The sequence below is a fragment of the Brevundimonas sp. genome (assembly GCF_035935935.1).
Classification (GTDB): Bacteria; Pseudomonadota; Alphaproteobacteria; order Caulobacterales; family Caulobacteraceae; genus Brevundimonas.
Genome location: NZ_DASYWO010000008.1, coordinates 19,906 through 42,359 on the forward strand (window position 1 = coordinate 19,906; position 22,454 = coordinate 42,359).

Sequence of the window (22,454 nt, forward strand, 5' to 3'; positions counted from 1 at the left end):
ACGCATGGCGCGCCGCAGCATCGCCGATATCGAGAAGATCTGGCTGAATGTCGACCGTCTGAAGAAGACGTCCGACCGTGTCGTGGGCTTCGGTCCGTTCGGCATCGGGCTGGACGGCCTGCTGACGTGGATACCGGTCGTCGGCACCGCCTACACCGTCGGCGCGGCGGGATGGCTGCTGATGCAGGCGGTGAAGGCGAAGGCCCCGGCCGGCACGGTCGTCCAGATGCTGGGCTATCTGGGCCTCGACAGCGCCACGACGGCCATCGGCGAGGTGCCTTTTCTGGACTTCGTGCCCAGCGTGGTCGACGTCCTGTTCCCGGGCCACCTGCTGGCGGCGAAGGCGCTCCAGAACCACATCGAGACCACCCACTGGGTCGAAGGTTCCTATGCCGACGCACGCGCCAGCGGGGAGCACGACCGCCACGTCGAGAAGGTGCGCGGCGACCGCAAACTGAAGCGGATCGTCTATCTTCACGACTGACCGCGGCTTGACGGGCGCCCTCTGGAGCGGCCAAGTCGCGGCAGGGCCGCCAGCGTCCGCAGGGGATTGATTTTGAACGTCAGCCTGACCCGTGACGAACTGAGCGCGGCGCTTTCCCGCGTGGGCCAGGGAGATCGCGCCGCCTTTCGTCGCGTCTATGAATCCACCTCCGCGAAGCTGATGGGCGTCTGCCTGCGTATCTTGTCCGACAGGCAGCTCGCCGAGGACGTCTTGCAGGAAACCTACGTCGCCGTGTGGAACAAGGCCGGGGCTTTCGACGCCTCGCGCGCCAGCCCCATCACATGGCTGGTGACCATCGCCCGCAACCGCTCGATCGACCGCCTGCGCTCGGGCGCGGCGATCCGCAAATCGGTGCCCGTCGACGAGGCTTTCGGCCTTGCTGACGACGGCGCCCCGGCAGACGCCCTCGTCGAGGGCAAACAGCAGGCCGTGCGTCTCGCCGGCTGTCTGGATGAGCTGGACGTCCGTACGTCCGCCGCCATCCGGACCGCCTTCTTCCAGGGCGCGACCTATGAGCAGCTGGCTGCCGCCGAGGGCACGCCCCTCGGCACGATGAAAAGCTGGATCCGTCGCGGTCTGCTTCGGCTCAGGGCCTGTCTGGAAAGATGAGCGACCTTCCCCTGACCCCCGCCGAGGATGAGGACGCGCTGGCCGCGGAACTGTCGCTGCGCGTCCTGTCGGAGGCCGAGGAGGCCGCCGCCCGTGCGCGCGCCGGCGCGGACCCGGCCTTCGCGCGTCGGGTCGAGGACTGGGACGAGCGCTTCGGCGTGCTGGCGGACGAGATCGCGCCGGCAGCACCGGGCCAAATGGTGTGGCCGCGCGTGGATTCCGTCACGGGGGCGGCGAACGACCCGCGTCCGGCCCTGCGCTTCTGGCGCCGCTGGGCCGTGGGCTCGACCGCGCTGCTGGCCGCCAGCCTGGCGGCGGTCGTCTTCCTCGTTCTGCGTCCTGAGCCTGTCACGCCCGCGCCTGCCGTCGGTCCCATCACCCGGGTGGCGACCCTGACGCTGGAGGACGGCGGCGTGGCCATGACCCTGGCCTATGATCCGGCGACCGGGGAGCTGTACCTCGCGCCGACCGACAAGATGCAGGGTGACCCTCGCGTGCCGCACTTGTGGCTGCTGCTGCCGGAAGGCGGAGTGCGGCTGGTCGGGGCCATCGACGGCTCCGCGACCTCCCGCCACACGCTCAGCGGCGTCGTGCACGACCTCGCAGGTCAGGCCGCGCAGGTGGCCGTGTCGATGGAGCAGCCCGGGCATACCCCCGAGGTCGATTCGCCCGACGGTCCCGTGGTCGCCAGCGGCAGTCTGCAACAGCTCTGACGCGCGCATCCGGCGTCACGACGTCCTCGTAGTTGCGGCGACGGACCCGTCGGTCGTCTCCCTTCGGGCGCCGCCGGGGACCGTCTGACGGGGAGGCCGGTCCAAGCCCTTCCTCGGTCTCCCCGTCGCCCATGCGCGCGAAAACCCGCCGTCGTTATGACGACCCGCGCCGAAATCCGCATTTGCAACAAGGGGCGTCCGACGATTTCGCGGCGCACGCCGTCGTCGCTCGCCTCACGAAGCAGCCTGCTCCCGACATCAGAACGGGAGCCCACGCATGTCCGACGATTTTTCCGCCCGCCTGGGCCTGCCGTTTCTGGCGGGCGGGCAGTTGCAGAAGCACGTCACCCTGAACGCGGCCCTGTCGCGTCTCGACGCGCTGGTCCACCTCGCCGTGCACAGCCGGACGATTTCGACCCAGCCGGAAGACGCGGTCGACGGCGACGCCTGGCTGCTGCCGTCGGGCGCGACCGGCAGCGCGTGGGGTCTCATGGCCGAGGGCGCCGTCGCGGCTTTCCAGGACGGCGGCTGGGTGCGTCTGGATCCGCCGCCGGGCGCCCTCGTCCTGATCTCCGACGAGGGAAGCGCGGTGATCCGGACGGAGGCGGGATGGGCGGCGCTGGGAGAGGTGCTGGGCGCGCTGGACCAGCTCGATGGCCTGGGCGTCGGCACGGCCGCGGACGACCTCAACCGTCTCGCCGCGCGGCTGAACGGCGCCCTGTTCACCGCGCTGACCGTCGGGGACGGCGGCACGGGCGACGTCCGTCTGTCCGTCAACAGGGAGGCGGACGGCGACGTGGCTTCCGTCGTCTTCCAGTCGGCCTATTCGGGACGCGCGGAGATCGGACTGGTCGGAGACGACCGGCTGTCGCTGAAGGTCAGCGCCGACGGCATGACGTGGCACGAGGCACTGGGCGTCGATCCCTCCGACGGGCGCGTGGCTTTTCCGCTGGGGGCCGGCCGGCATGAGACGACGGTCCTGACGACGTCCGGAACCTACCTGCCGCCCGCATGGGCCCGCGAGATCAGGGCCGTGGCCATCGGCGGCGGCGGCGGCGGTGGCGGCGGTCAGGGAGGGCCGGCATCCACGCTTCGCATGGGTGGCGGCGGGGGCGGCGCGGGCGGCCAGGCCGACGGGACCTGGCCTGCGGCGGCGCTGGCCGGCTCACTGTCGGTCACGGTCGGCGCCGGAGGCGAAGGGGGCGCAGCCGGCCTTGCCGGCGGACATGGCGGCCAAAGCTCGGTCATGGTCGCCGGCGCGGTCGTCCTGCGGGCGTTCGGCGGCGGCGGCGGATCGGCCGACGGCGTCGGCGGCGACGGCGGCCTGGCGGTTCGGCCGGCCAACGGCGGCGGACCCAGCTATCCGTCGGCCCCCGCCAGCAACGGCATCTCGTCCGTCAACTGGGAGGGGCCCGGCGGCGGCGCGGGCGGCGGAGCCGTCGGCGCCTCGAACGTGGCCCAGCCGGGAGGCGGCGGCGGGACCGGCGCGGTGATGTCGGTGAACGCCTCCGGCGGAGACGGCGGAGCAGGAGCCGCGGGGACGCCGGGCGCGGACGCACCCGCGCCGGATCTGTGTCGCGCGGGAGGCGGCGGCGGAGGCGGGGGGGGCGAGGCCGCCGCCACGGGGCGGGCAGGCGGCTCCGGCGGCTTGTGGGGCGGCGGTGGCGGCGGAGGCGGCGGCGGGCTGTCGACCGGCGGGACCGGCGGCGCCGGCGCGGCGGGCGTCGTCGTCATCACGGCGGTGGGGTGAGCCATGGACGCGACCGCATCTCGCGACCCCCTCGGCGTCCCTGACCCCGAGCTCTGGGAGCTGCCGGATCACCTGACGTGGGAAGAATGTCTGGAAGAGACGTCCTTCCCCGCCCGGCGCCCGGATCGTTCCGAAGACGGGGAGTCGTCGCTTTGAGCCCGCTTTCCGAAACGGTCCCGCCGCTGGCGGAAGGTCGCTGGCTGTGGCGTCGGCTGTTCGTCTTCCTGACGGCCGCCGGACTCCTCCGTCTGCTGGAGCGCGTCCTCGACCGCATGGACGCCGCGACGGCCGCCCGCGCGGCGGATGGCGTGCTGATGCTGCTCGGCCTCACCGTGGTGCTCTACCTCGTCGCGCCCACGGCCCAACAGCTGATCGCCTTCGTCGCGCAGCTGCGACGGGGGATGCGCGCATGAGCTTCCGTCTGTCGGAACGATCCCGAAGCCGCCTCGTCGGCGTGCACCCGGACCTGGTCGGCGTGGTGGTCGAGGCGTTGGCACACACCCCCGTCGACTTCATGGTGACCGAGGGCCTCCGCTCGCCGCGACGTCAGGCGGAGCTGGTGCGGGCGGGCGCCAGCCGCACGTTGAACTCGCGGCACCTGACGGGACACGCCGTGGATCTGGCCGCCTTCGTCGACGGGCAGGTGCGGTGGGACTGGCCGCTCTATCCCCGCATCGCCGGCGCCATGAAGGCCGCCGCACGTCGACGGGGCGTGAGCCTGATCTGGGGCGGCGACTGGCCGCGCCTGCGCGACGGGCCGCATTTCGAACTCGACCGGAAGGTCTACCCATGACGCCCGCCTCGCTTCGACGCCTTCTTCTGTCCGGGGGCGCGCTGGCCCTCGCAGGAGTCGTCACGGTGCTGCTGGTGGCGCCCGCCCTCGGCTTCCGCTGGGATCCGTTCAACCGCGCGGACCGCCGCATCTCCGAACTCGAGGCTCGCCTTCAGCGGGCCGAGGCCGCCGCTTCGGCGGCCGCCCGGCTCGCGGCCGAGGAGGCGGCCCAAGGCGCGCGCCTGGAAACCCACTACCGCACCAAGGCGGACGCGGACCGCGTGGTCGCCGATCTCGCCGTCATGTCCACGGAGGCTTCAGATGCCCGGCAACCCCTGTCCCCTGATCGCGCCGCTCGCCTTCGCGACGCTGACCGCCGCCTGTGCGGCCTCGCCCCCGAGCTCTGCAGGCCCACACCTCAGCCTCCCGGCCGCCATCACGACGCCGTGCCGCCTGCCGGTTCTCCCTGACGCACCGACCCACGGCGATCTGGAGAGGGTCTATGTGGAGCGCGGCGCGGCCATCGTCGCCTGCGACGGCGCACGGAGGCTGGCCGTCGACGCCCTGGAGGCCGAGCGTGCGCTGACGCGCCCCTGACCGGGCAAATTCTGCCCGCCGTCCCGGCAGAATATGCCGGCCTCGACCCCACGCCCGGCACAAGTTGCCGGGCGTTCGACGTGGTGAATCAGAAGTACCGCAGCAAATACAACGACAACCCGGACGCCGCCGAATCGGTCCGCTGGCCCCGACCTTGCTGCGAAGACTGCCGAGCAAAACGCTCCCGGCAGCCAAAATGGCGTCGGACACCTTGAAAGAAGGACTACGTGCCATGTCGCTGAACAGCGTCAACACGAACGTGGGCGCCATGATCGCCCTGCAGAACCTGCAAACGACCAACTCCGAACTCGGCGTCGTTCAGGCTCGCATCAACACCGGCAAGAAGATCGCCTCGGCCAAGGACAACGGCGCCATCTGGGCCATCGCCCAGGGCCAGCGTTCGGAAATCGGGGCCCTGAACGCCGTCAAGGACAGCCTTCAGCGCGGCCAGTCGGCCACGGACGTGGCCATCGCCGCCGGCGAATCGGTCTCGGACCTGCTGGTTCAGCTGAAGGAGAAGGCGCTGTCGGCCACCGACACGTCGCTGACCACCTCGGCCCGCAAGGCGCTGAACGAGGACTTCAAGTCCATCCGCGACCAGATCGCCACGGTCGTCAGCAATGCGTCGTTCAACGGCGTCAACCTGCTGAACAACTCGACGGGCACGAACGGGTTCAAGGCCCTGTCGAACGCCACCGGTTCGACCATCAAGGTGGCGGGTGAAAACCTGTCGCTGGGCGGCGCCAACGTGACCCTGGCCGCCACGGCGACCATCGGCACCTCGACGCTGGCCACCTCGGCCCTGACCACGATCAACACCTCGATCAACAACGTGTCGGCCGCCCTGGCTCGCCTGGGCACCGGCTCGAACTCGCTGGGCACTCACCTGAAGTTCGTGAGCAAGCTGCAGGACACGATCGAGACCGGCGTGGGCAACCTCGTCGACGCCGACCTGGCCAAGGAAAGCGCTCGGCTCCAGGCGCTGCAGACGAAGCAGCAGCTGGGCGTGCAGGCGCTGTCCATCGCCAACTCGTCGACGTCGATGCTGCTCGGACTCTTCCGCTAAGGGCAGACCCAAGACGTACGGCGGGCGGTTCCTTCGGGATCCGCCCGCCGGCACGTCCGGAAAGCCCTCCAGAAGGAGGCGCCGGCCCGACCGGCCGGTAAGGAGAGATGGATACAAATGCCAAGGTAGCCCGCATCGCCCCGGTCGCCGCCCCCTCGGGCGCCGCGACGTCGGGCGACTTCGACCGCTCGCCGGCTTCGCAACAGGCTGACGACGCGGCCCGGTACAGGCTTGTGATCGAGGAGGGCCCCAGCGCCGGCTCCTACATCTACAAGACCTTGGACCGGTTGACCGGAGAGGTCGTGCGGCAGCTGCCGCGCGAGAAGGTCGTCGAACTGATGCAGGGCCCGCACTACGCCTCAGGCTCGGTGATCGACACCAGCGCCTGACGCGCCGGGATCCTCCGATCCGCCGCCGCGCCGCCTGCCGGGCCGCGCGGGTTTCGTCGTGGTGAATCGACGTTAACCATACGCACACGACTCGCCCCATAGCCTTGAGCCGAACTCAAAGAGGCTCGGGGCCGGATGACGAACAGCGTCCACACCAACACCGCCGCTCAGATCGCGCTGCAGAACCTGTCGCGCACCAACGACCGGCTGGGCGACGTCCAGGGGCGCGTCTCAACCGGGCTGAAGGTCCAGGGCGCCAAGGACAACGCCGCCATCTGGGCCATCGCCCAGGGCCAGCGCGCGGACATCTCCTCGCTGGGCGCGGTGAAGCAGAGCCTCGACCGCGCCACCGCCATCTCGGACGTCGCGCTGGCGGCGGGCGAAAGCATCTCGGACCTGCTGAACCAGCTGCGCGAAAAGGTCGTGGCGGCCAAGGACCAGTCTCTGGGCACCCAGTCCCGCCAGCTGCTGAACAACGACTTCCAGGCGCTGCTGCGGGCCATCAACTCGGCGATTCAGAACGCCACCTTCGACGGCGCCAACATCTTCAACAACACGGTCACCGGCGGAATCCGCTTCCTCGCCAACTCCGACGCGACCCAGACCGTGACGCTGTCGGCCAAGAACCTGACGCTGGGCGGCGCGATCATCGAGGTGTCCCTGTCCAACTCGCTGCTGACCATCACCGGCGCGACGTCGGCGCTGAACAGGCTGGATGACTCGATCACCCAGCTGAATTCAGCGCTGGGCGACATCGGCGCGCAATCCAAGCAGATCGCGGCTCACGCCAAGTTCGTCAGCAAGCTGTCGGACACGCTGGAGTCGGGCGTGGGCAATCTCGTCGACGCCGACCTGGCGAAGGAGAGCGCGCGGCTTCAGGCCCTGCAGGTGCAGCAGCAGCTGGGCGCGCAGGCGCTGTCGATCGCCAACCAGGCGCCGCAGGTCATCCTGTCGCTGTTCCGCGGCTAGGTCAGCGGCGCGAGGCGTAGGTCAGCCCGCCTGACCGGGCGCCGATCTGGATCGGCCCGGGCCTTGCGCGCGGGCCGGGTTTGGCGGCGAGGCCGTACAGGGACAGCAGGGCGGCGAAAAGCGAACGCGGACGGATCATCGCATCATACCTTTCGGCGGTGGTGACGGATCGGCGGCGTCTTAACGAATCGGTGCGAACACCGTTCCGCAGGCGGACGTTAACGCGTCGTCAGCACCGATCGAAGACCCTGAACGCAGGCGTCCACATGATCGACAACACCTATCTTCTGGGCCTCTTCGGCGGGACGTCGTCGTCCTCCGGCTTCGGCGCGTCCGGCGCGCCGGTGGTGAAGAAGCGTCAGCCGACCGCTCCGTGGTCGACCGGCGCCGTCGTGCCCCAGGCCGACGAGCGGGTTCGCGCCGCCCTGGGCGGCCGCAGGGTCGTAGACGAGGACGCCTATGCGCTCGACGCGACGGATGCGTCAGGCGACTACAAACGGCTGTTCGCGTTGTACCAAGGCCTCGAAACCCTGACCGCGCTCACCAACCGCGCCTCGGTCAAGGGAATCTCCACCTCCGAACTGGCCCTGCTGCAGAAGCGCTTCGGCTCCGGCCTGTCTGAGATCGGGACGTGGCTCGGGGGCGCGGAATTCCAGGACGTGCGCATGGTCCAGGGCACGACCGCCGCGACCTCGAAGACCACGACGGCCGTGCGCCGCGACTCCGCCGTGTCGATCACCGCGCCGATCCACGAGGGCGCCGCCGATCAGGTCGTGGCCGCCTTTCAGGGCGACGTCGCCTTCACCATCGGCGTCCGTAAGACCGTGGGCGCGACCACGACCACGACGCCGATCCAGATCGACCTGGCCGACATGGGCGCGACGCCCCGCACGCTCGACGCGGTCCTGAAGCACGTCAACGACGCGCTTCAGGCCGCCGGCGTCGAAACACGGCTCGGACGCGAGGCGATCAAGGCGGAGCCGAAGACAGTGACCGTCAACGGCAAGGCCGTGACCCTTCCGGCGGGACCCGATCGCTGGGCGCTGGCCGTCCGGGGCACGCCGTCCGAGACCGTCTCCTTCTCCGAGGCCGCGCCCCGCGACGCCGTTTACGTGGTGCAGGCTTCGGGCAAGGGCGGCCTGCATGAAGTTCTGAAGTTCCAGTCGGACCAGGGCGGCGGCGCGCCGGCCACGTCGGCCCGGGTCGGCGAGACCCAGTGGGTCGACGGCCGCGTCTCCCAGACGGCCCTGCCCGAAGGCTACTCGGCCGTCCGCGCCTCGGCCGCCACTTCCGACGGCGGTCTCTGGCTGGTGGCGGACGTCGACGGGGCCGTCGCGGACCAGGCGATCAAGGGTGCGTCCGACGTTGCGCTGGTGAAGCTGGATTCGGCCGGGCGGGTGGTGTCGACGCGCACATTGGGTGCGGCCGGCAAGGCCAACGGCTACGCCCTGTCCGTGGCGCCTGACGGCCGGGTGGCGGTGGCGGGCTCGGTGGTCGGCGCCCTGGAGCCCGGCAAGTCGGGAGACGTGCCGACGGACGCCGACAGTTTCGTCACCATCTTCGACGCCGCGGGCGTGGAACAGTGGAGCCAGCGCCGCGGCGCCCGGGCCGCGGACGAGGCGACGTCCGTCTCCTTCGCCGCCGACGGGACCGTCGTGGTCGCCGGTCGGGCGAAGTCGGCCATGACCGGCGGGGCGTCCCTTGGCGGCTGGGACGGCTACGTCCAGAGCTTCCGCGCCACCCAGCCCTATCCGGGCGCGGCCTTCGCCGCCGCCCCGGTGGGCGTCGCCCAGTTCGGCACCTCCGCGGAGGACTCCGTCTCCGCGTCAGTGGCCGTGGGTCAGGACGTCTTCACCACGGGCGTCGAGGATGGGCGCCTGATCGTGCGCAAATGGACCCTCGACGCGGCGGGCAAGCCTGCCCTGGCCGCCCGGCGCGATCTTGGCGTGGCCGGCGGCCAGCCGGCCGGGATCGCCGTCGAGGGCGGGCGCGTCGTCGTCTCTGGAACGACCCACAACGCCGCGCTCGACGCCGGAACGCCACTGAACGCCCATTCCGGCGGGACCGACGCCTATCTCTTGACGATGGGGTCGGACCTGGCGCCCGGGACGAACGATCGGCTCACCTATTTCGGAGGGTCCGGCAACGACGACGTCGCCGACGTAAAGGTGCACGACGGCAAGGTGTGGATCACCGGGGTCTCCGATCGACCGGCGGACGCGAAGGCGGAGGCGCCGACGCGCGGATATCTGGCCCGCCTCGACGCCTTGACGGGCGTCGTGGAATGGACCCGCGACTGGGCAGGGGAGGGCGATCAGGCCAGGCCCGCGACCCTCGCCGTGGCCGCCGGCGCCGCCGGCGTGCTGGACCGGCTGGGCCTGCCCCGCGGCGATGTGGTCCAGTCGGATTCGAAGCGTCTGGTCGAGGCGACGTCCCTCCGGCCCGGAGATCGCTTCTACGTGAGCCCGCCCGGCGGCGGCCGCACGGTGGCCGTCACCATCGACGCTCGCGACACCCTGCAGACGCTCGCCCGCAAGATCGAGGGGGCGGCGCTCGGCAGGCTCAAGGTCACCGTCGCCTCCGACGCCGCCAAGGCGGACGGGGCCCCCGGGCTGGACGCCACCTTCGCGGGGCTGCAGCGCCTTTCGATCATGGCCCGCGACGGCCGCGAAGGCGCCGTCTTCACGGCGGGAGAGCCGGGCCGCGACGCGCTGGCCGGTCTTGGACTGTCCGCGGGCTTCGTCGGGCCGACCGCGCAGGAGGGCGAGGCGAAGACGTTCGGGCTGAACCTCCCCCGCACGCTTTCGCTGGGCGACGCCGACGCCGTGAAGGCCGCCGGCGAACGGCTGCAGGCCGCCATGAAGGCCGTGCGCGACGCCTATCGCGCCCTGAACCCAACCACGACGACGTCCTCGTCGTCAGGCGCCGTTCCGGCCTATCTGAGCAATCAGCTGGCCAACTACCAGGCCGCCCTGGCCCGTCTCGGCGGCTGACCGGCGGTCGGCGGGGTTGCGGTTGACGCCCCCCGCGTCGGCGGGTCATTGAGGGGCAAGCCTCCGCGAGCGAACCCATGGCCACGCCGTCCGACAACCGAGTCTTCCTGATCGCCGGCGGCGCCGCCGTGCTGGTCGTGGCCGTCTCGCTGGCTCTTTGGTTCGGCCGGGGCCCGGCCCAGACCGAGGCGCCCCCGGCCGCTCAGGGCGGCCTGACCGTCGACGTCGCCGACGCGCCGTCGCTTGAGAGCACCCGCGAACTTCGCTGCTTCGTGGCCGGCCGCTTCGTGGGCATGGCCACCCTGGCCCAGTGCGCCGAGCGCAACGGCCTCGCCACCGACGCGCTGGACGTCGGCATCGACGAGACCGGGGCCCTCGCGGCCGCGCCCACGGCCTCGCTCGCGCCGCCCCCGGTCGAGCCGACCGAACTGATCGATCAGGAGCCGCTGCCGGACCTGCCGCCGGTGACCGACGCCGGTCAGCCCGTCGCCCCGGCGGGCGAAAGCTGCCTGCGCCATGTCGGCGGCGACTGGCGTGCCGTGTCCTCAAGCATGAGCCTGTCGGCCTGCGTGCAGGCCCTGTATTCCGGCACCTGCGTGCGCCCGGGCGACGCCCTCTACGGACGCTGGGGCAACACCACGCTGCGCCTCGTCCCGGGCCGCGTCGAACGGTCGGAGAACAACGCCGACTTCCGCACGTTGGTCGAGCAGGACCGCCGCTGCAATCTGGGCCCGATCAACTGATGCGCCTGATCCCTCCGGCCGCCGCGGCGGCGCTGACCGTCCTCGCCGCCGCCTGCTCCAGCGCCGTCGAGGCGCCCTACGATCCGGGCGTCTGCTACTACGTCGTGCCGGACGAGGCGGCGGAAAACGGGCTTCGCTTCAACGTCGTCGCCCGCGACCAGCCGCAGATGGAGCACTGCGCCGCACGTCTCGAGGAGATGCGCCTGCGCTTCGTCGGTCTCGGCGGCTCGAACCGCGAGATCATGGGCTCGTATCAGGGCAAGTTCATCTTCATCGACGCCACCGGGGTGAAGGTCGGCGACACGCTGACGGGCGGGCGGTACTTCTTCCTGGCACGGGCGCCGGGCGGGCAGCTGGCCATCCCGGGCGCGATCCAGCGCGACATCGACGGCCGGCCGATCGGCGTCATCGCGCCGCCGCCCGAGCCCGCGGCGAACTGATCGGAACAAAGTTGGAACATCCGGCGCGCTGCGCTATGGGTTCCGGGTACTTCAGAACGAGGAGCGTCCCATGGCGGGCAGCGTCAACAAGGTCATTCTGGTCGGCAATCTGGGCAAGGATCCGGAAATCCGCTCGCTGAACAACGGCGACCGCGTCGCCAACCTGTCGCTCGCGACCTCCGAGACGTGGCGCGACAAGTCGTCGGGCGAGCGCAAGGAAAAGACCGAGTGGCACCGCGTGGTGATCTTCAACGACAACATCGTGAAGGTCTGCGAGAACTACCTGAAGAAGGGCTCGACGGTGTATGTCGAGGGCTCGCTCCAGACCCGGAAGTACGAGCAGAACGGCGTCGAGAAATACACCACCGAGGTCGTGATCCAGCGCTTCAACGGCAACCTGACCATGCTGGGCGGCCGCGCCGAGGGCGGCTCGATGGGCGGCGGTCGGTCCGACGACGACTACGGCTTCTCCGGCGGTCCCGCGGCCAAGTCGTCGGGGCCCAAGGAAAGCTACGACCTGAACGACGACATCCCGTTCTGATCGATCCGTGGGGCGGGGGATGCAGCGCCGCGTCCTGATCCTCGGCGCGGGCGGCTTCATCGGGGCGCAGGTCGCCGCCGCCTTCGACCGCGCCGGCTGGCGGGTGCGCGCTTCGGCACGACGACCGGCGGCGTCGTCCCTGCGCGCGCCGGGGTTCGAATGGGTGGCGCTGGACTTCGCCGATCCGGGGGCCGAGTGGGCCGGAGCCCTCGCCGGCGTGGACGCCGTGATCAACTGCGTCGGCGCGCTTCAGGACGGGGCCGATGACAGCCTGACCGCCGCCCACGTGGACGGCCCCGGTCGGATGATCGCGGCCATGCATGCCGCCGGCGTGCGTCGACTCGTCCACGTGTCCGCCGTCGGCGCCGACGACGCGGCCGACACCGACTACGCCCGCACCAAGGTGGAGACCGAGCGCATGGTCGTCGCTTCCGGGCTGCAGTGGGTCATCCTGCGGCCCTCGCTGGTGATCGGGCGGGGCGCGTTCGGCGGCACCGGCCTGATCCGCGCCCTGGCGGCCTTCCCGCTCGTCATTCCCGTGGTCGGCGGGCAGCAGGTGTTCCGACCGATCTTTGTGGAGGAGCTGGCGCAGGCGATCGTCGCCGCGACCGACGCGCCCGCCGGCCTGACCGCCGACCTCGGCGGCCCGCAGGCGGTGACGCAGGCCGAGCTGCTGCGGAAACTTCGCGCGTGGCTCGGGCTGCGCCCGGCCCCCGTCTGGCGCGTGCCGCTCACGCTCGCCCGCCCTGCGCTGGCCGTCGGCGACGTTCTGGGCCGCCTCGGCTGGGCCTCGCCGCTTCGCACCACGTCGCTGGCGCAGATGGCCCATGACGTCGCCGGCCGCGACGCGCCCTGGCCCGCCGCGTTTGGCGCACCGCCGCGCGGCCTTGACGCCGTGCTGCGCCAGAACCCCGCCTCGGTGCAGGACGTGCACCATGCCCGGCTGTGGTTCCTGCGCCCCGTCGCGATCGTCACGCTCAGCCTGTTCTGGATCGCTTCCGGCCTGATCACCTTCGGACCCGGCTGGCAGGCCTCCGTCGCCACGCTGCAGGCCGGCGGCTTCGGCGCCCTGTCGCCCGCCATCGCCGGCGGCGGCGCGGTCGTGGACGTCCTGCTCGGCGTGGCCGTGCTGAAACGCTCATGGACCTCGCGCGCGGCCGTCGGCATGGCTTTGGTCTCGATCGGCTATCTGATCGCAGGCACGCTCAGCCTGCCGCACCTCTGGCTGGATCCGCTGGGCCCATGGCTGAAGGTCCTGCCGGGGGTCATGCTGGCCCTCTACGTCGCCGCCACCGAGGCCCGTCGCTGATGGACCTCTACTTCGCGGTGAAGATGATCCACATCCTGTCGGGCGCGGTCCTGTTCGGCACCGGCCTGGGAATCGCCTTCTTCATGGTCTGGGCCAACCGGGCGCGTGATCCTGCGGCCGTGGCCCACGTGGCCGGCACGGTCGTGGTGGCCGACGCCCTTTTCACCGCCGTCGCCGTGCTCGTGCAGCCGGTCAGCGGCCTGATCCTGATCCGGCTTCAGGGCCACGCCCTGACCGAGCCTTGGCTGGTGTGGGCCTATGGGCTCTACGTCCTGACCGGCGCGTGCTGGCTGCCTGTGGTGGCGATCCAGATGCGCCTGCGCGACCTCGCCCGCGTTGCCGCCGCCGCCGGCGAACCCCTGCCGGAGCCCTACCACCGGCTTTACCGCATCTGGCTGGCCCTCGGTTTTCCGGCCTTCGGCGCCGTGCTGGGCATCTACTGGCTCATGATCGCCAAGCCCGGCTGACGTAACCGTTCGTCACCCGGTTTGACGCGCACGACGCGCACGCGCGTGCCATAGCCGGACGGTGACACAGCCTGCCTCGCATCGCCTGACCGCCCTCGAAATCGGGGCCATCGTCCTGATCGTGGTCATCTGGGGCGCGAACAACGCGGCGGCCAAGGTCGCCACGGAACAACTGCCGCCATTGTTCGCCGCCGCGCTCCGTTTCGGCCTCGCCGGACTGTGTCTGCTGCCTTTCGTGCGGCCGCCGTTCCCGAACTGGAAGAGCCTGCTGGTCATCGTGCTGATGGGGGGGCCCGTGCACTATGGTCTGATCTATCTCGGATTCTCTCTCGCGCATGACGTCAGTCCCGCCTCCGTCGCCACGCAACTGTGGATTCCGTTCACAGCCCTGTTCGCCTTCCTGATACTCGGCGAGCGTCTGACGGTGCTGGCGCTGTCAGGCCTCGTCGTGGCCTTCCTCGGCATCGCCTGGATGGCCGCCGACCCGCACGCGCTCGAGGACTGGAAAGCCATCGTCATCGTCGTCGGCGCCAGCGCGGCGTGGGCGCTGACGACGGTGGTCGCGCGCCGGACGACCTCCATCCCGCCGCTGAAGATGCAGGGCCTGCTGGCCCTGACCTGCGTGCCCACCCTGGCGGCCGGTTCCGCCCTGTGGGAGCGAGGTCAGTTTGAGGCCGCCGCTCAGGCGACGCCGCTGGTCTGGGGCACCGTTCTCTGGTCCGGACTGGCGTCGTCGATCGTGGCGACGACCCTGATGTTCTGGCTGGTCCAGCGGCGCGAGGCCGGACGCGTCACGCCCTACCTCCTCGCCACCCCGGTGGTCTCGATCCTGATCGGTGCGGTCTGGCTCGGCGACGTCCTGACCGTTCAGATCCTCACGGGCGCGGCCCTGACCATCGCCGGCGTCGGCGTGGTGGCCCTGGCCGAGCGCGGCCTGCGCGCCGGCGCGGCCAAGGCCTGAGCGTCAGCCCGCGGCCAGTATCCCGCACGCCACCCGGTCGCCGGCGCCGCCGATCGGCTGGGTGGTGTGATCGTCGGCGCTGGCGTGGATCACGATCGACGAGCCGTCCTCGTCCCAAAGCCACGCGCCCGGTCCGGTCGCCGAAATGCGCGCCCGCGGGGTGAAGACCTCGGCCATCACGCGGCCCTGGGCGTCGGCGTGGACGTTCGGCAGATCGCCGTCGTCAGGACCGGCTGCGTTCAGCAGGCCGTGCGGCTTGCCGCCTTCACCGCCGTGGATGTGCCCGCCGGCGCTGGTGAAGGCGCCTTCGCATTCGGCCTTCTGGTGCAGGTGGATGCCGTGCCAGCCCGGCGCCAGCCCCGTCGCCTCGACGCGGATCAGCAGACCCGTCGGCCCCTGCGTCAGGACCGCGCGGCCGACCCGCGCGCCCTGGGCGTTGACCAGCGTGGCCTCGCCGAAGTCGCCCAGCGGCGCCCGCTCCGCCGTCCCCATGGAGGCGCAGGCGCCCAGCGGCGCGGCGAGGCTGACGGCGAGGGCGGCGAGGGTCTGGCGACGCATGATTTTCTCCGTGGACGGCGGGCTCCGGACCGGCCCTTCGACTTGGCCTCAAAGGCCGATGAATGCTAGAAACCGGGGGCGCGGAACACGTTCCGATTCCGCCGGACGAAAGCCCGAATTCCTTGACCGACATCACTCCTGAGAACGGCGCCCCGCGGGGCGGCGACGTCGCCTCCATCACCATCGAGGACGAGCTCCGCAAGTCGTACCTCGACTATGCGATGAGCGTCATCGTCAGCCGTGCCTTGCCGGACGCGCGCGACGGCCTGAAGCCGGTGCATCGTCGCATCCTCTATTCTATGCACGACCTCAACATGTCGCCGGACCGCGCCTATTCGAAGTGCGCGCGCGTCGTCGGCGACGTGCTGGGCCGCTTCCACCCGCACGGCGACGCCTCGGTCTACATGGCGCTGGTGCGCATGGCACAGCCGTTCTCGATGGGGCTGATGCTGGTCGACGGCCAGGGCAACTTCGGCTCCGTCGACGGGGACATGCCCGCGTCCATGCGATACACCGAGTGCCGCATGGCCTCGGCGGCCACGGCCCTGATGGCCGACATCGACAAGGACACCGTCGACTTCCAGCCGAACTACGACGAGAAGGAACTGGAGCCGGTCGTCCTGCCGACCCGCATCCCGAACCTTCTGGTCAACGGCGCGGGCGGCATCGCCGTCGGCATGGCCACGAACATCCCGCCGCACAACCTGGGCGAGGTCGTCGACGCCTGTCTGGCGCTGCTGGACGATCCGCACATCGGCGACGACGCCCTGCTGGACATCGTGCCGGGCCCCGACTTCCCCACGGGCGGCGAGATCATGGGCCGCACCGCGCCGCGCAATGCCCTGCGCGACGGCCGCGGCTCGGTGGTCGTGCGCGGCAAGGCCTCGATCGAGACCATCCGCAAGGACCGCGAGGCCATCGTGGTCACCGAGCTGCCGTACCAGGTCAACAAGCAGAGCCTGATCGAGCGCATCGCCGAACTGGTCCGCGAGAAGAAGATCGAGGGCGTTTCCGACGTCCGCGACGAATCCGACCGCCACGGCATGCGCATGGTCGTGGAGTTGAAGCGCGACGCGTCCGGCGACGTGGTGCTGAACCAGCTGTGGCGCTTCACGGCCATGCAGAGCTCGTTCGGCGTCAACATGCTGGCGCTGAACCGCGGCCGTCCCGAGCAGATGGGTCTTCGCGCCCTGCTGGAGGCCTTCCTCGACTTCCGCGAGGAAGTGGTCGTCCGCCGCATCAAGTTCGAGCTGGCCAAGGCCCGTGACCGCGGCCACGTGCTGGTCGGTCTGGCCGTCGCCGTGGCCAACATCGACGAGGTCATCCACATCATCCGCTCGTCGGCCGACCCGTCGGAGGCGCGCGAGCGGCTGCAGGCCAAATCCTGGCCCGTCGGCGACATGATCGCCCTCGTCGAACTGATCGCCGACCCGCGCTCCATGCTGATCGACGGCGACAAGCTGAACCTGACGGACGAGCAGGCGCGGGCCATCCTGGCCCTGACCCTGTCCCGCCTGACCGGCCTCGGCCGCGACGACATCTTCGGCGAGGCGCGCGAGCTGGCCGGCACGATTCAGGGCCACCTGACCCTGCTCAGCGACCGCGCCAACATCCTGGGCGTCATCCGCGAGGAGCTGCAGGAGGTGAGGGACCGCTTCGCCGTCCCGCGTCGCACCCTGATCGGCGAGGGCGACGGGGAGATGGAGGACGAGGACCTGATCCCGCGCGAGGACATGGTCGTCACCGTCACTCACGGCGGCTACGTCAAGCGCGTCGCCCTGAACGCCTACCGGACCCAGCACCGGGGCGGGAAAGGCCGCAGCGGCGTGGCGATGAAGGAGGACGACGCCGTCGTCGGCGTCTTCTCGGCCTCGACCCACACGCCGGTGCTGTTCTTCGCCACCAACGGCAAGGCCTACAAGCTGAAGACCTGGCGCCTGCCGCTGGGCAATCCCCAGTCGCGTGGCAAGGCCTTCGTCAATCTGCTGCCGATAGAGCCGGGCGACACCATCATGAACGTCCTGCCGCTGCCGGAGGACGAGGCGACGTGGGGCGATTATGACATCATGTTCGCCACGCGCTCCGGCGACGTGCGCCGCAACAAGCTGTCGGACTTCGCCACCGTCAATCGCGCCGGCAAGATCGCCATGAAGCTGGAGGACGGCGATCACATGATCGGCGTCGGCCTCTGCACCGGCGAGGACGACGTCATGCTCACGACCGCGCTGGGTCAGGCCATCCGGTTCAAGGCCGACGACGTGCGCGTGTTCAAGGGCCGCGACTCGACCGGCGTGCGCGGCGTGCGTCTGGCGGAGGGCGACGAGGTCATCTCCATGGCCATCCTCGGCCGCGTCGATGCCACGCCGGAAGAGCGGGCGGCTTACGTCAAGCATTCCAACGCCATGCGCCGCGCGGCGAATGGGGAAGGTGAAGATGAGGTCGTCGTGGAGCAGGATGAGGACGCCGTGGCCGACGCCGTCCTGTCTGTCGAGCGGATCGCCCAGCTCGGCGCCGCCGAGCAGTTCATCCTGACCGTCACCGAGACCGGCTTCGGCAAGCGGTCTTCGGCCTATGAATACCGGCGCACGGGTCGCGGCGGCAAAGGACTGACGGCCCACGGTCTGGGCGGGCGCGCCGGCACGAGGCTGGCCGCCGCTTTCCCGGTCGAGGAGACCGACGACCTGCTGCTGGTCACCTCGGGCGGCCAGATGATCCGCACCCGAATGGACCAGGTGCGCATCGTCGGCCGCGCCAGTCAGGGCGTCACCATCTTCCGCACGGCGGAAGGCGAGAAGGTCGTCTCGGTCGAACGTCTGCCGGACTCGGGCGGCGACGAAGTCCCCTCGGACGTCGGCGAGGCGGGGGAGGGGGAGGGCTGACGCCCGCCCTCTTCATCGACGGCGTCCCCGCCACGGCGGAGGCCCTGACCCATCCCGCGCTGGTCAACCACGGCGCCTACACCTCGTTTCGTGTTCAGGCAGGCGGCATCAGGGGGCTGGACCTGCACCTGGCGCGGCTGGAGGCGGCGTCGATCGAGCTGTTCGGCGCGTCGGTCGGCGAAGACCGTCTGCGCGGCCTGATGCGCGACGCGCTGGGCGACCGGGTCGACGCCTTCGTGCGGATCAGCCTGTTCGCGCCCGAGATCACGCATCGGACCGTGACCTGGACCGGGCGCCCGCGGGTCATGGTCGGCGCGTTTGCGCCCCCGCCGCCCTTGGGCCCCGACGTCCGGGTCATGCCGCTGACCTACCTTCGGGAGGCCCCCCACCTGAAGCACGTCGCCACGTTCGGCCTGATCCGCGCCCGTCGCGCCGCGGCCCGGGCCGGCTTCGACGACGCCCTGTTCACCGACGCGGACGGCCGCGTTCTGGAGGGCACGTTGTGGAACGTCGGCTTCGTTCGCGGCGACGAGGTGACGTGGCCCGACGGCCCGAAACTGGAGGGCGTGACCCGCGCGCTCATCGCACAGGGTCTGGCGCACGTGGGCCTTTGCCAGAGGACGGCGACCGTCATGCTCGACGATCTGGACGGCTTCGATCACGCCTTCCTTTGCAACAGCGCCACGCCGGCCGCCGCCCTCGTCGCGATCGGCGACCGCGTCCTCGCGCCTGCTCCGGAGTTGATCGCGCGGCTGACGGCCGCGTGGTCGGAGTCGCCGCTGCAAAAAATCTGATAGGCCCGGCCCGAACGACCACGTGACCAAGCCCCGCGACGCCTGCTAGATCATGACGGAGCGGCACAGGGGACACCGCATGCGCATCGGGCTCTATCCCGGCACCTTCGATCCGATCACCAACGGCCACCTCGACATCATCGGCCGGGCCGTGAAGCTGGTGGACCGGCTGGTCATCGGCGTCGCCCGCAACGACGACAAGGCGCCGCTGTTCAACACGGACGAGCGGGTCGCCATGGTCCGCGCCGAGGTGGCCCACTTCGCCGACGTGGTGGAGGTTCGCCCCTTTGACAGCCTGCTGATGCATTTCGCCGAAGAACTGGATGCGACCGTCATCGTCCGCGGCCTGCGCGCCGTCGCCGACTTCGAGTACGAGTTCCAGATGACGGCGATGAACCAGCGCCTCAATGACGACATCGAGACCGTGTTCCTGATGGCCGATCCGCGGCACCAGGCCATCGCCAGCCGGCTGGTCAAGGAAATCGCCCGGCTGGACGGCGCGATCGACAGCTTCGTCAGCCCTGGCGTCGCCGCCGCCGTCCGGGCCAAGGTCAACATCGGGAAATGAGAATGAAGCTCGCCGCCTGCCTTTCCGTCGCCGCCGCCCTCACCGCCGGGGCGGCCTCGGCCCAGGACGTCTGGCGCACCGTCGATCCGGCCAACCTGCTGGTGATCGACACGGTTCATGGTCGCATCCTGGTCGAGATGGAGCCGCGGATGGCGCCGAACCACGTCGAGCGCGTGCGCACCCTGGCCGACAGGGGCTTCTACGACGGCGTGGCCTTCCACCGCGTCATCCCCGACTTCATGGCCCAGACCGGCGATCCCACGGGGACCGGCGCCGGCGGCAGCGACCTTCCGGACGTCAAGGCCGAGTTCGCCTTCCGTCGGGGCGCGGCGGACGGCTTCGTCGCTGTTCCGAACGCGGGCGCCGGCCTGGTGGGCCTGATGGGCTCCATGCCGGTGTCCAGCCAGCCCGACGCCCAGATGATGTTCACCGTGGACAAGCAGACGCCGGCCACCGGCCTCTTCTGCCCCGCGGTCGTGGGCATGGCCCGCTCGGGTCCGGTCGACAGCGCCAACAGCCAGTTCTACCTCATGACGGGGCGCAACGATCGGCTCAACGGGGCCTACACGCCGTTCGGGCGGGTGCTTCAGGGCATGGACGCCGTTCGCGCGCTGAAGGCGGGGGACGACGCCCGCGACGGCGCCGTCCAGGGCGAACCGGACCGCATGGTCCGCGTCCGCACCGCCGCCGCCCTGCCGGAAGGCGAACGCCCGGCGATCCGCGTGATGGAGCCCGCCAGCCCCACCTATCAGGCGTCCATCGAAACCGTCCGTACCGCCCGGGGGCCGGCGTTCAATGTCTGCGATCTCATGCCCACGGTTGAGGTGATCTCGTGAAGTCCCTGACGCTTCTCGCCGCTTCGGCAGCCCTCATCGCCTTCGGCGGAAACGCGAGGGCTCAGGATCCACGTCTGGGCGCCGCGCCCGGGCCGTCGGTCGCCGCGGTCGACGAAGCCGGCTGGCGTCGCGTGGCGCCGGAGAACCTGCTCCTGATCGACACCACGAAGGGCCGCATCATCCTGGAACTGATGCCCGAGGCGGCGCCCCAGCATGTGGAGCGCATCCGGCTCCTCTCCCGGCTCGGCATCTACGACGGGCTCGTCTGGCATCGCGTGATCGACTGGTTCATGGCCCAGACGGGCGATCCGCTGGGCACGGGTGAGGGGCAGAGCGCGTATCCCGACCTGGCGGGCGAGTTCACCTTCCGCCGCGGTTCCGACCTGCCGTTCACCGCCGCCTCAGCCCCCACCGGCGCGGTTCTCGGCTTCATGAACAGCCTGCCGGTGCAGACCCAGCCCGACGCCCTGATGGCGGGCACCTCGGACGGCAAGGTCCACGCCTGGGGTCTTTACTGCCCCGGCGTCGCCGGGATGGCCCGCGACGAGGACCCCGACACCGCCAACAGCCAGTTCTTCATCATGCGGCAGGCCTATCCCTCGCTGGACAAGCGCTACACCATCTGGGGCATGACGCTGGAAGGGCTGGACGTGGTCCGCGCGCTGAAGGCCGGGACCGATCCTTCCGGCGTGGTGACCGAGCCGGACCGCATGATCCGCGCCCGCGTCGTCGCCGACTTGCCAGAGAGCGAGCGGCCGGTGGTGCATGTGATGCGGGCCGACAACCCGGCCTTCGGCGGAATGGTCGCGCAGATGCGGACAGACCGGGGGGCCGACTTCTCGGTTTGCGACCTGAACCTGCCCGTTCAGATCTCCCCGCCGCCTCCGCCCCCGCCGCCGGCCGGCTGACCGCCGCGGCGGCGACGTCGACGCTTCGAACGGCCGCCCTGTCGGTCCGCGCGCATGCGCTGCAGGAGCAGGCCCTCGCGCAGGCCACGGTCGGCGACGCGCACACGCTCGCTGGGCCAGCCGCGCTGCACCGCTTCCAGAATGGCCGCGCCGGCCATGACGAGGTCGGCGCGATCCTGCCCGATGCAGCCGTCGGCCGCCCGGCCCTGCGGGCCCAGCCGCAGCAGGCGGGTCGCCGCGGCCTCGCAGTCGCCGCGCGTCATCCACAGTCCGTCGACCAGGTCGCGGCGATAGCGCTTCAGACCCAGATGCACGCCCGCCAGACTGGTGATGGCGCCCGAGGTCCCGATCAGATGGCCCCGGCCGTCATGAAACAGGGCGGCCAGATCCTCAGGACATGTCGCGGCCTCCAGCGCCCGCGTCATCGTGGCGACCATGGCCTCGAACCAGTCGTCCAGTCCGGCGTCCGGCTCGGGATGCGCCTCGGCCAGGGTCACGACCCCGACGGGCGCGCTCATCCACGCCACGGTGCGGAAGCCGCGCCCCTCGGCGCGCATCCACGACAGCTCCGTGGATCCGCCGCCGACGTCGATGACCAGAGCCGCGGCGTGCCGGGCGTCCAGCAGGTTGCGGCAACCCTCGACGGACAGCGCCGCCTCTTCCTCCGCCCCGATGATGCGCAGTTTCAGGCCTGTGCCCTCGCGCACCCGCTCCACGAACGCCGCACCGTTCGCCGACTGACGGCAGGCCTGCGTCGCGACGGCGCTCAGCCGCGTGCCGTCCATGCCGTGCCGGGCCAGCCGCTCGGCGCACTGGTCCAGCGCCTCGTAGGCGCGGTCCATGGCGGCCTCGTCCAGCCGGCCGTTGCGGGACACGCCCTCGCCCAGGCGCACGATGCGGCTGAAGCTGTCCACGACGCGGAACCCCTCGCGCGCCGGACGCGCGATCAGCAGGCGGCAGTTGTTGGTCCCCAGGTCGAGCGCGCCGTACAGGGGCGCGTCACGACCGTCGCCGTCGCGGCGAGGGGACCGGGCGTCGCGCTTCCGGGGCGCGCCGTCGATCTCCGGCATGGCCGAGCTTTCTTTGG

The 22,454-nt window shown here is 70.9% G+C and carries 25 protein-coding genes; 22 read left to right on the plus strand and 3 right to left on the minus strand.

Features of this window, described 5'->3' with window-relative positions:
* Positions 1–4 precede the first annotated feature (4 nt).
* From VGR32_RS08455 to VGR32_RS08500, 10 genes are all read left to right on the plus strand, one after another.
* Complete coding sequence (locus VGR32_RS08455; protein ID WP_327449783.1) at positions 5–484, plus strand: DUF4112 domain-containing protein; 480 nt, start codon at positions 5–7, stop codon at positions 482–484.
* 72 nt (positions 485–556) lie between these two features.
* The gene (locus VGR32_RS08460) at positions 557–1,114 is read left to right on the plus strand and encodes a sigma-70 family RNA polymerase sigma factor (RefSeq protein ID WP_327449784.1); all 558 of its coding nucleotides are present in this window, start codon (positions 557–559) and stop codon (positions 1,112–1,114) included.
* The gene (locus tag VGR32_RS08465) at positions 1,111–1,827 is read left to right on the plus strand and encodes an anti-sigma factor (protein ID WP_327449785.1); all 717 of its coding nucleotides are present in this window, start codon (positions 1,111–1,113) and stop codon (positions 1,825–1,827) included. The genes VGR32_RS08460 and VGR32_RS08465 overlap by 4 nt, the downstream gene beginning before the upstream one ends.
* Before the next feature lie 277 nt (positions 1,828–2,104).
* Positions 2,105–3,577 carry a DUF2793 domain-containing protein gene (locus VGR32_RS08470; protein ID WP_327449786.1) on the plus strand — a complete coding sequence of 491 codons (1,473 nt, stop codon included), beginning with the start codon at positions 2,105–2,107 and terminating at the stop codon, positions 3,575–3,577.
* Between the two features lie 152 nt (positions 3,578–3,729).
* Positions 3,730–3,990, plus strand: coding sequence for a hypothetical protein (locus tag VGR32_RS08475; RefSeq protein WP_327449787.1), 261 nt, complete (start codon positions 3,730–3,732; stop codon positions 3,988–3,990).
* Positions 3,987–4,370, plus strand: a complete 384-nt coding sequence (locus VGR32_RS08480; protein WP_327449788.1) for a M15 family metallopeptidase — start codon at positions 3,987–3,989, stop codon at positions 4,368–4,370. Before VGR32_RS08475 ends, VGR32_RS08480 begins: the two co-directional genes overlap by 4 nt.
* Positions 4,367–4,819 (plus strand): hypothetical protein, encoded by a 453-nt coding sequence (locus tag VGR32_RS08485; protein WP_327449789.1) that lies wholly within the window; start codon positions 4,367–4,369, stop codon positions 4,817–4,819. Before VGR32_RS08480 ends, VGR32_RS08485 begins: the two co-directional genes overlap by 4 nt.
* Positions 4,820–5,178: 359 nt before the next feature.
* On the plus strand, positions 5,179–6,012 hold the full coding sequence (locus VGR32_RS08490; RefSeq protein WP_327449790.1) for a flagellin: 834 nt from the start codon (positions 5,179–5,181) through the stop codon (positions 6,010–6,012).
* 107 nt (positions 6,013–6,119) lie between these two features.
* Positions 6,120–6,401, plus strand: a complete 282-nt coding sequence (locus VGR32_RS08495; protein WP_327449791.1) for a hypothetical protein — start codon at positions 6,120–6,122, stop codon at positions 6,399–6,401.
* A gap of 135 nt (positions 6,402–6,536) precedes the next feature.
* Complete coding sequence (locus VGR32_RS08500; protein ID WP_327449792.1) at positions 6,537–7,370, plus strand: flagellin; 834 nt, start codon at positions 6,537–6,539, stop codon at positions 7,368–7,370.
* 1 nt (position 7,371) lies between these two features.
* Here the strand turns inward: VGR32_RS08500 and VGR32_RS08505 are convergent, their stop codons facing one another.
* Positions 7,372–7,509: a hypothetical protein gene (locus tag VGR32_RS08505; RefSeq protein WP_327449793.1), complete on the minus strand. Its 138-nt coding sequence runs from the start codon at positions 7,507–7,509 to the stop codon at positions 7,372–7,374.
* 127 nt (positions 7,510–7,636) lie between these two features.
* Here VGR32_RS08505 and VGR32_RS08510 point away from each other — a divergent pair, with 127 nt between their 5' ends.
* From VGR32_RS08510 to VGR32_RS08540, 7 genes are all read left to right on the plus strand, one after another.
* Positions 7,637–10,363, plus strand: coding sequence for a transcriptional regulator (locus tag VGR32_RS08510; RefSeq protein ID WP_327449794.1), 2,727 nt, complete (start codon positions 7,637–7,639; stop codon positions 10,361–10,363).
* A gap of 77 nt (positions 10,364–10,440) precedes the next feature.
* Positions 10,441–11,106 carry a hypothetical protein gene (locus VGR32_RS08515; RefSeq protein WP_327449795.1) on the plus strand — a complete coding sequence of 222 codons (666 nt, stop codon included), beginning with the start codon at positions 10,441–10,443 and terminating at the stop codon, positions 11,104–11,106.
* The gene (locus VGR32_RS08520; protein ID WP_327449796.1) at positions 11,106–11,546 is read left to right on the plus strand and encodes a hypothetical protein; all 441 of its coding nucleotides are present in this window, start codon (positions 11,106–11,108) and stop codon (positions 11,544–11,546) included. Before VGR32_RS08515 ends, VGR32_RS08520 begins: the two co-directional genes overlap by 1 nt.
* A 70-nt stretch (positions 11,547–11,616) precedes the next feature.
* Positions 11,617–12,087: a single-stranded DNA-binding protein gene (ssb, locus tag VGR32_RS08525; RefSeq protein ID WP_327449797.1), complete on the plus strand. Its 471-nt coding sequence runs from the start codon at positions 11,617–11,619 to the stop codon at positions 12,085–12,087.
* Between the two features lie 19 nt (positions 12,088–12,106).
* The gene (locus VGR32_RS08530) at positions 12,107–13,396 is read left to right on the plus strand and encodes an SDR family oxidoreductase (protein WP_327449798.1); all 1,290 of its coding nucleotides are present in this window, start codon (positions 12,107–12,109) and stop codon (positions 13,394–13,396) included.
* On the plus strand, positions 13,396–13,863 hold the full coding sequence (locus VGR32_RS08535) for a DUF2269 domain-containing protein (RefSeq protein ID WP_327449799.1): 468 nt from the start codon (positions 13,396–13,398) through the stop codon (positions 13,861–13,863). Before VGR32_RS08530 ends, VGR32_RS08535 begins: the two co-directional genes overlap by 1 nt.
* Positions 13,864–13,924: 61 nt before the next feature.
* Entirely contained in the window at positions 13,925–14,824 is a 900-nt protein-coding gene (locus VGR32_RS08540) for a DMT family transporter (RefSeq protein WP_327449800.1), read from the plus strand.
* A gap of 3 nt (positions 14,825–14,827) precedes the next feature.
* Here VGR32_RS08540 and VGR32_RS08545 read toward each other — a convergent pair whose 3' ends face one another.
* A complete protein-coding gene (locus VGR32_RS08545; RefSeq protein ID WP_327449801.1) occupies positions 14,828–15,382 on the minus strand; it encodes a superoxide dismutase family protein in 555 nt (184 codons plus the stop codon).
* A 62-nt stretch (positions 15,383–15,444) separates the two neighbouring features.
* Between VGR32_RS08545 and gyrA the strand changes: the two genes are divergently transcribed.
* The 5 genes from gyrA to VGR32_RS08570 all read left to right on the plus strand — a co-directional run bounded on the left by gyrA (position 15,445) and on the right by VGR32_RS08570 (position 21,367).
* The gene (gene gyrA, locus VGR32_RS08550; RefSeq protein ID WP_327449802.1) at positions 15,445–18,261 is read left to right on the plus strand and encodes a DNA gyrase subunit A; all 2,817 of its coding nucleotides are present in this window, start codon (positions 15,445–15,447) and stop codon (positions 18,259–18,261) included.
* Between the two features lie 14 nt (positions 18,262–18,275).
* Positions 18,276–19,055: an aminotransferase class IV gene (locus VGR32_RS08555; protein WP_327449899.1), complete on the plus strand. Its 780-nt coding sequence runs from the start codon at positions 18,276–18,278 to the stop codon at positions 19,053–19,055.
* 79 nt (positions 19,056–19,134) lie between these two features.
* A complete protein-coding gene (coaD, locus tag VGR32_RS08560) occupies positions 19,135–19,623 on the plus strand; it encodes a pantetheine-phosphate adenylyltransferase (protein ID WP_327449803.1) in 489 nt (162 codons plus the stop codon).
* 2 nt (positions 19,624–19,625) lie between these two features.
* Positions 19,626–20,459 carry a peptidylprolyl isomerase gene (locus tag VGR32_RS08565; RefSeq protein WP_327449804.1) on the plus strand — a complete coding sequence of 278 codons (834 nt, stop codon included), beginning with the start codon at positions 19,626–19,628 and terminating at the stop codon, positions 20,457–20,459.
* On the plus strand, positions 20,456–21,367 hold the full coding sequence (locus VGR32_RS08570) for a peptidylprolyl isomerase (RefSeq protein ID WP_327449805.1): 912 nt from the start codon (positions 20,456–20,458) through the stop codon (positions 21,365–21,367). Before VGR32_RS08565 ends, VGR32_RS08570 begins: the two co-directional genes overlap by 4 nt.
* Here VGR32_RS08570 and VGR32_RS08575 read toward each other — a convergent pair.
* Positions 21,325–22,437 carry a Ppx/GppA phosphatase family protein gene (locus VGR32_RS08575; protein WP_327449806.1) on the minus strand — a complete coding sequence of 371 codons (1,113 nt, stop codon included), beginning with the start codon at positions 22,435–22,437 and terminating at the stop codon, positions 21,325–21,327. The two genes, VGR32_RS08570 and VGR32_RS08575, sit on opposite strands and share 43 nt — an antisense overlap.
* Between the last annotated feature and the right edge of the window lie 17 nt (positions 22,438–22,454).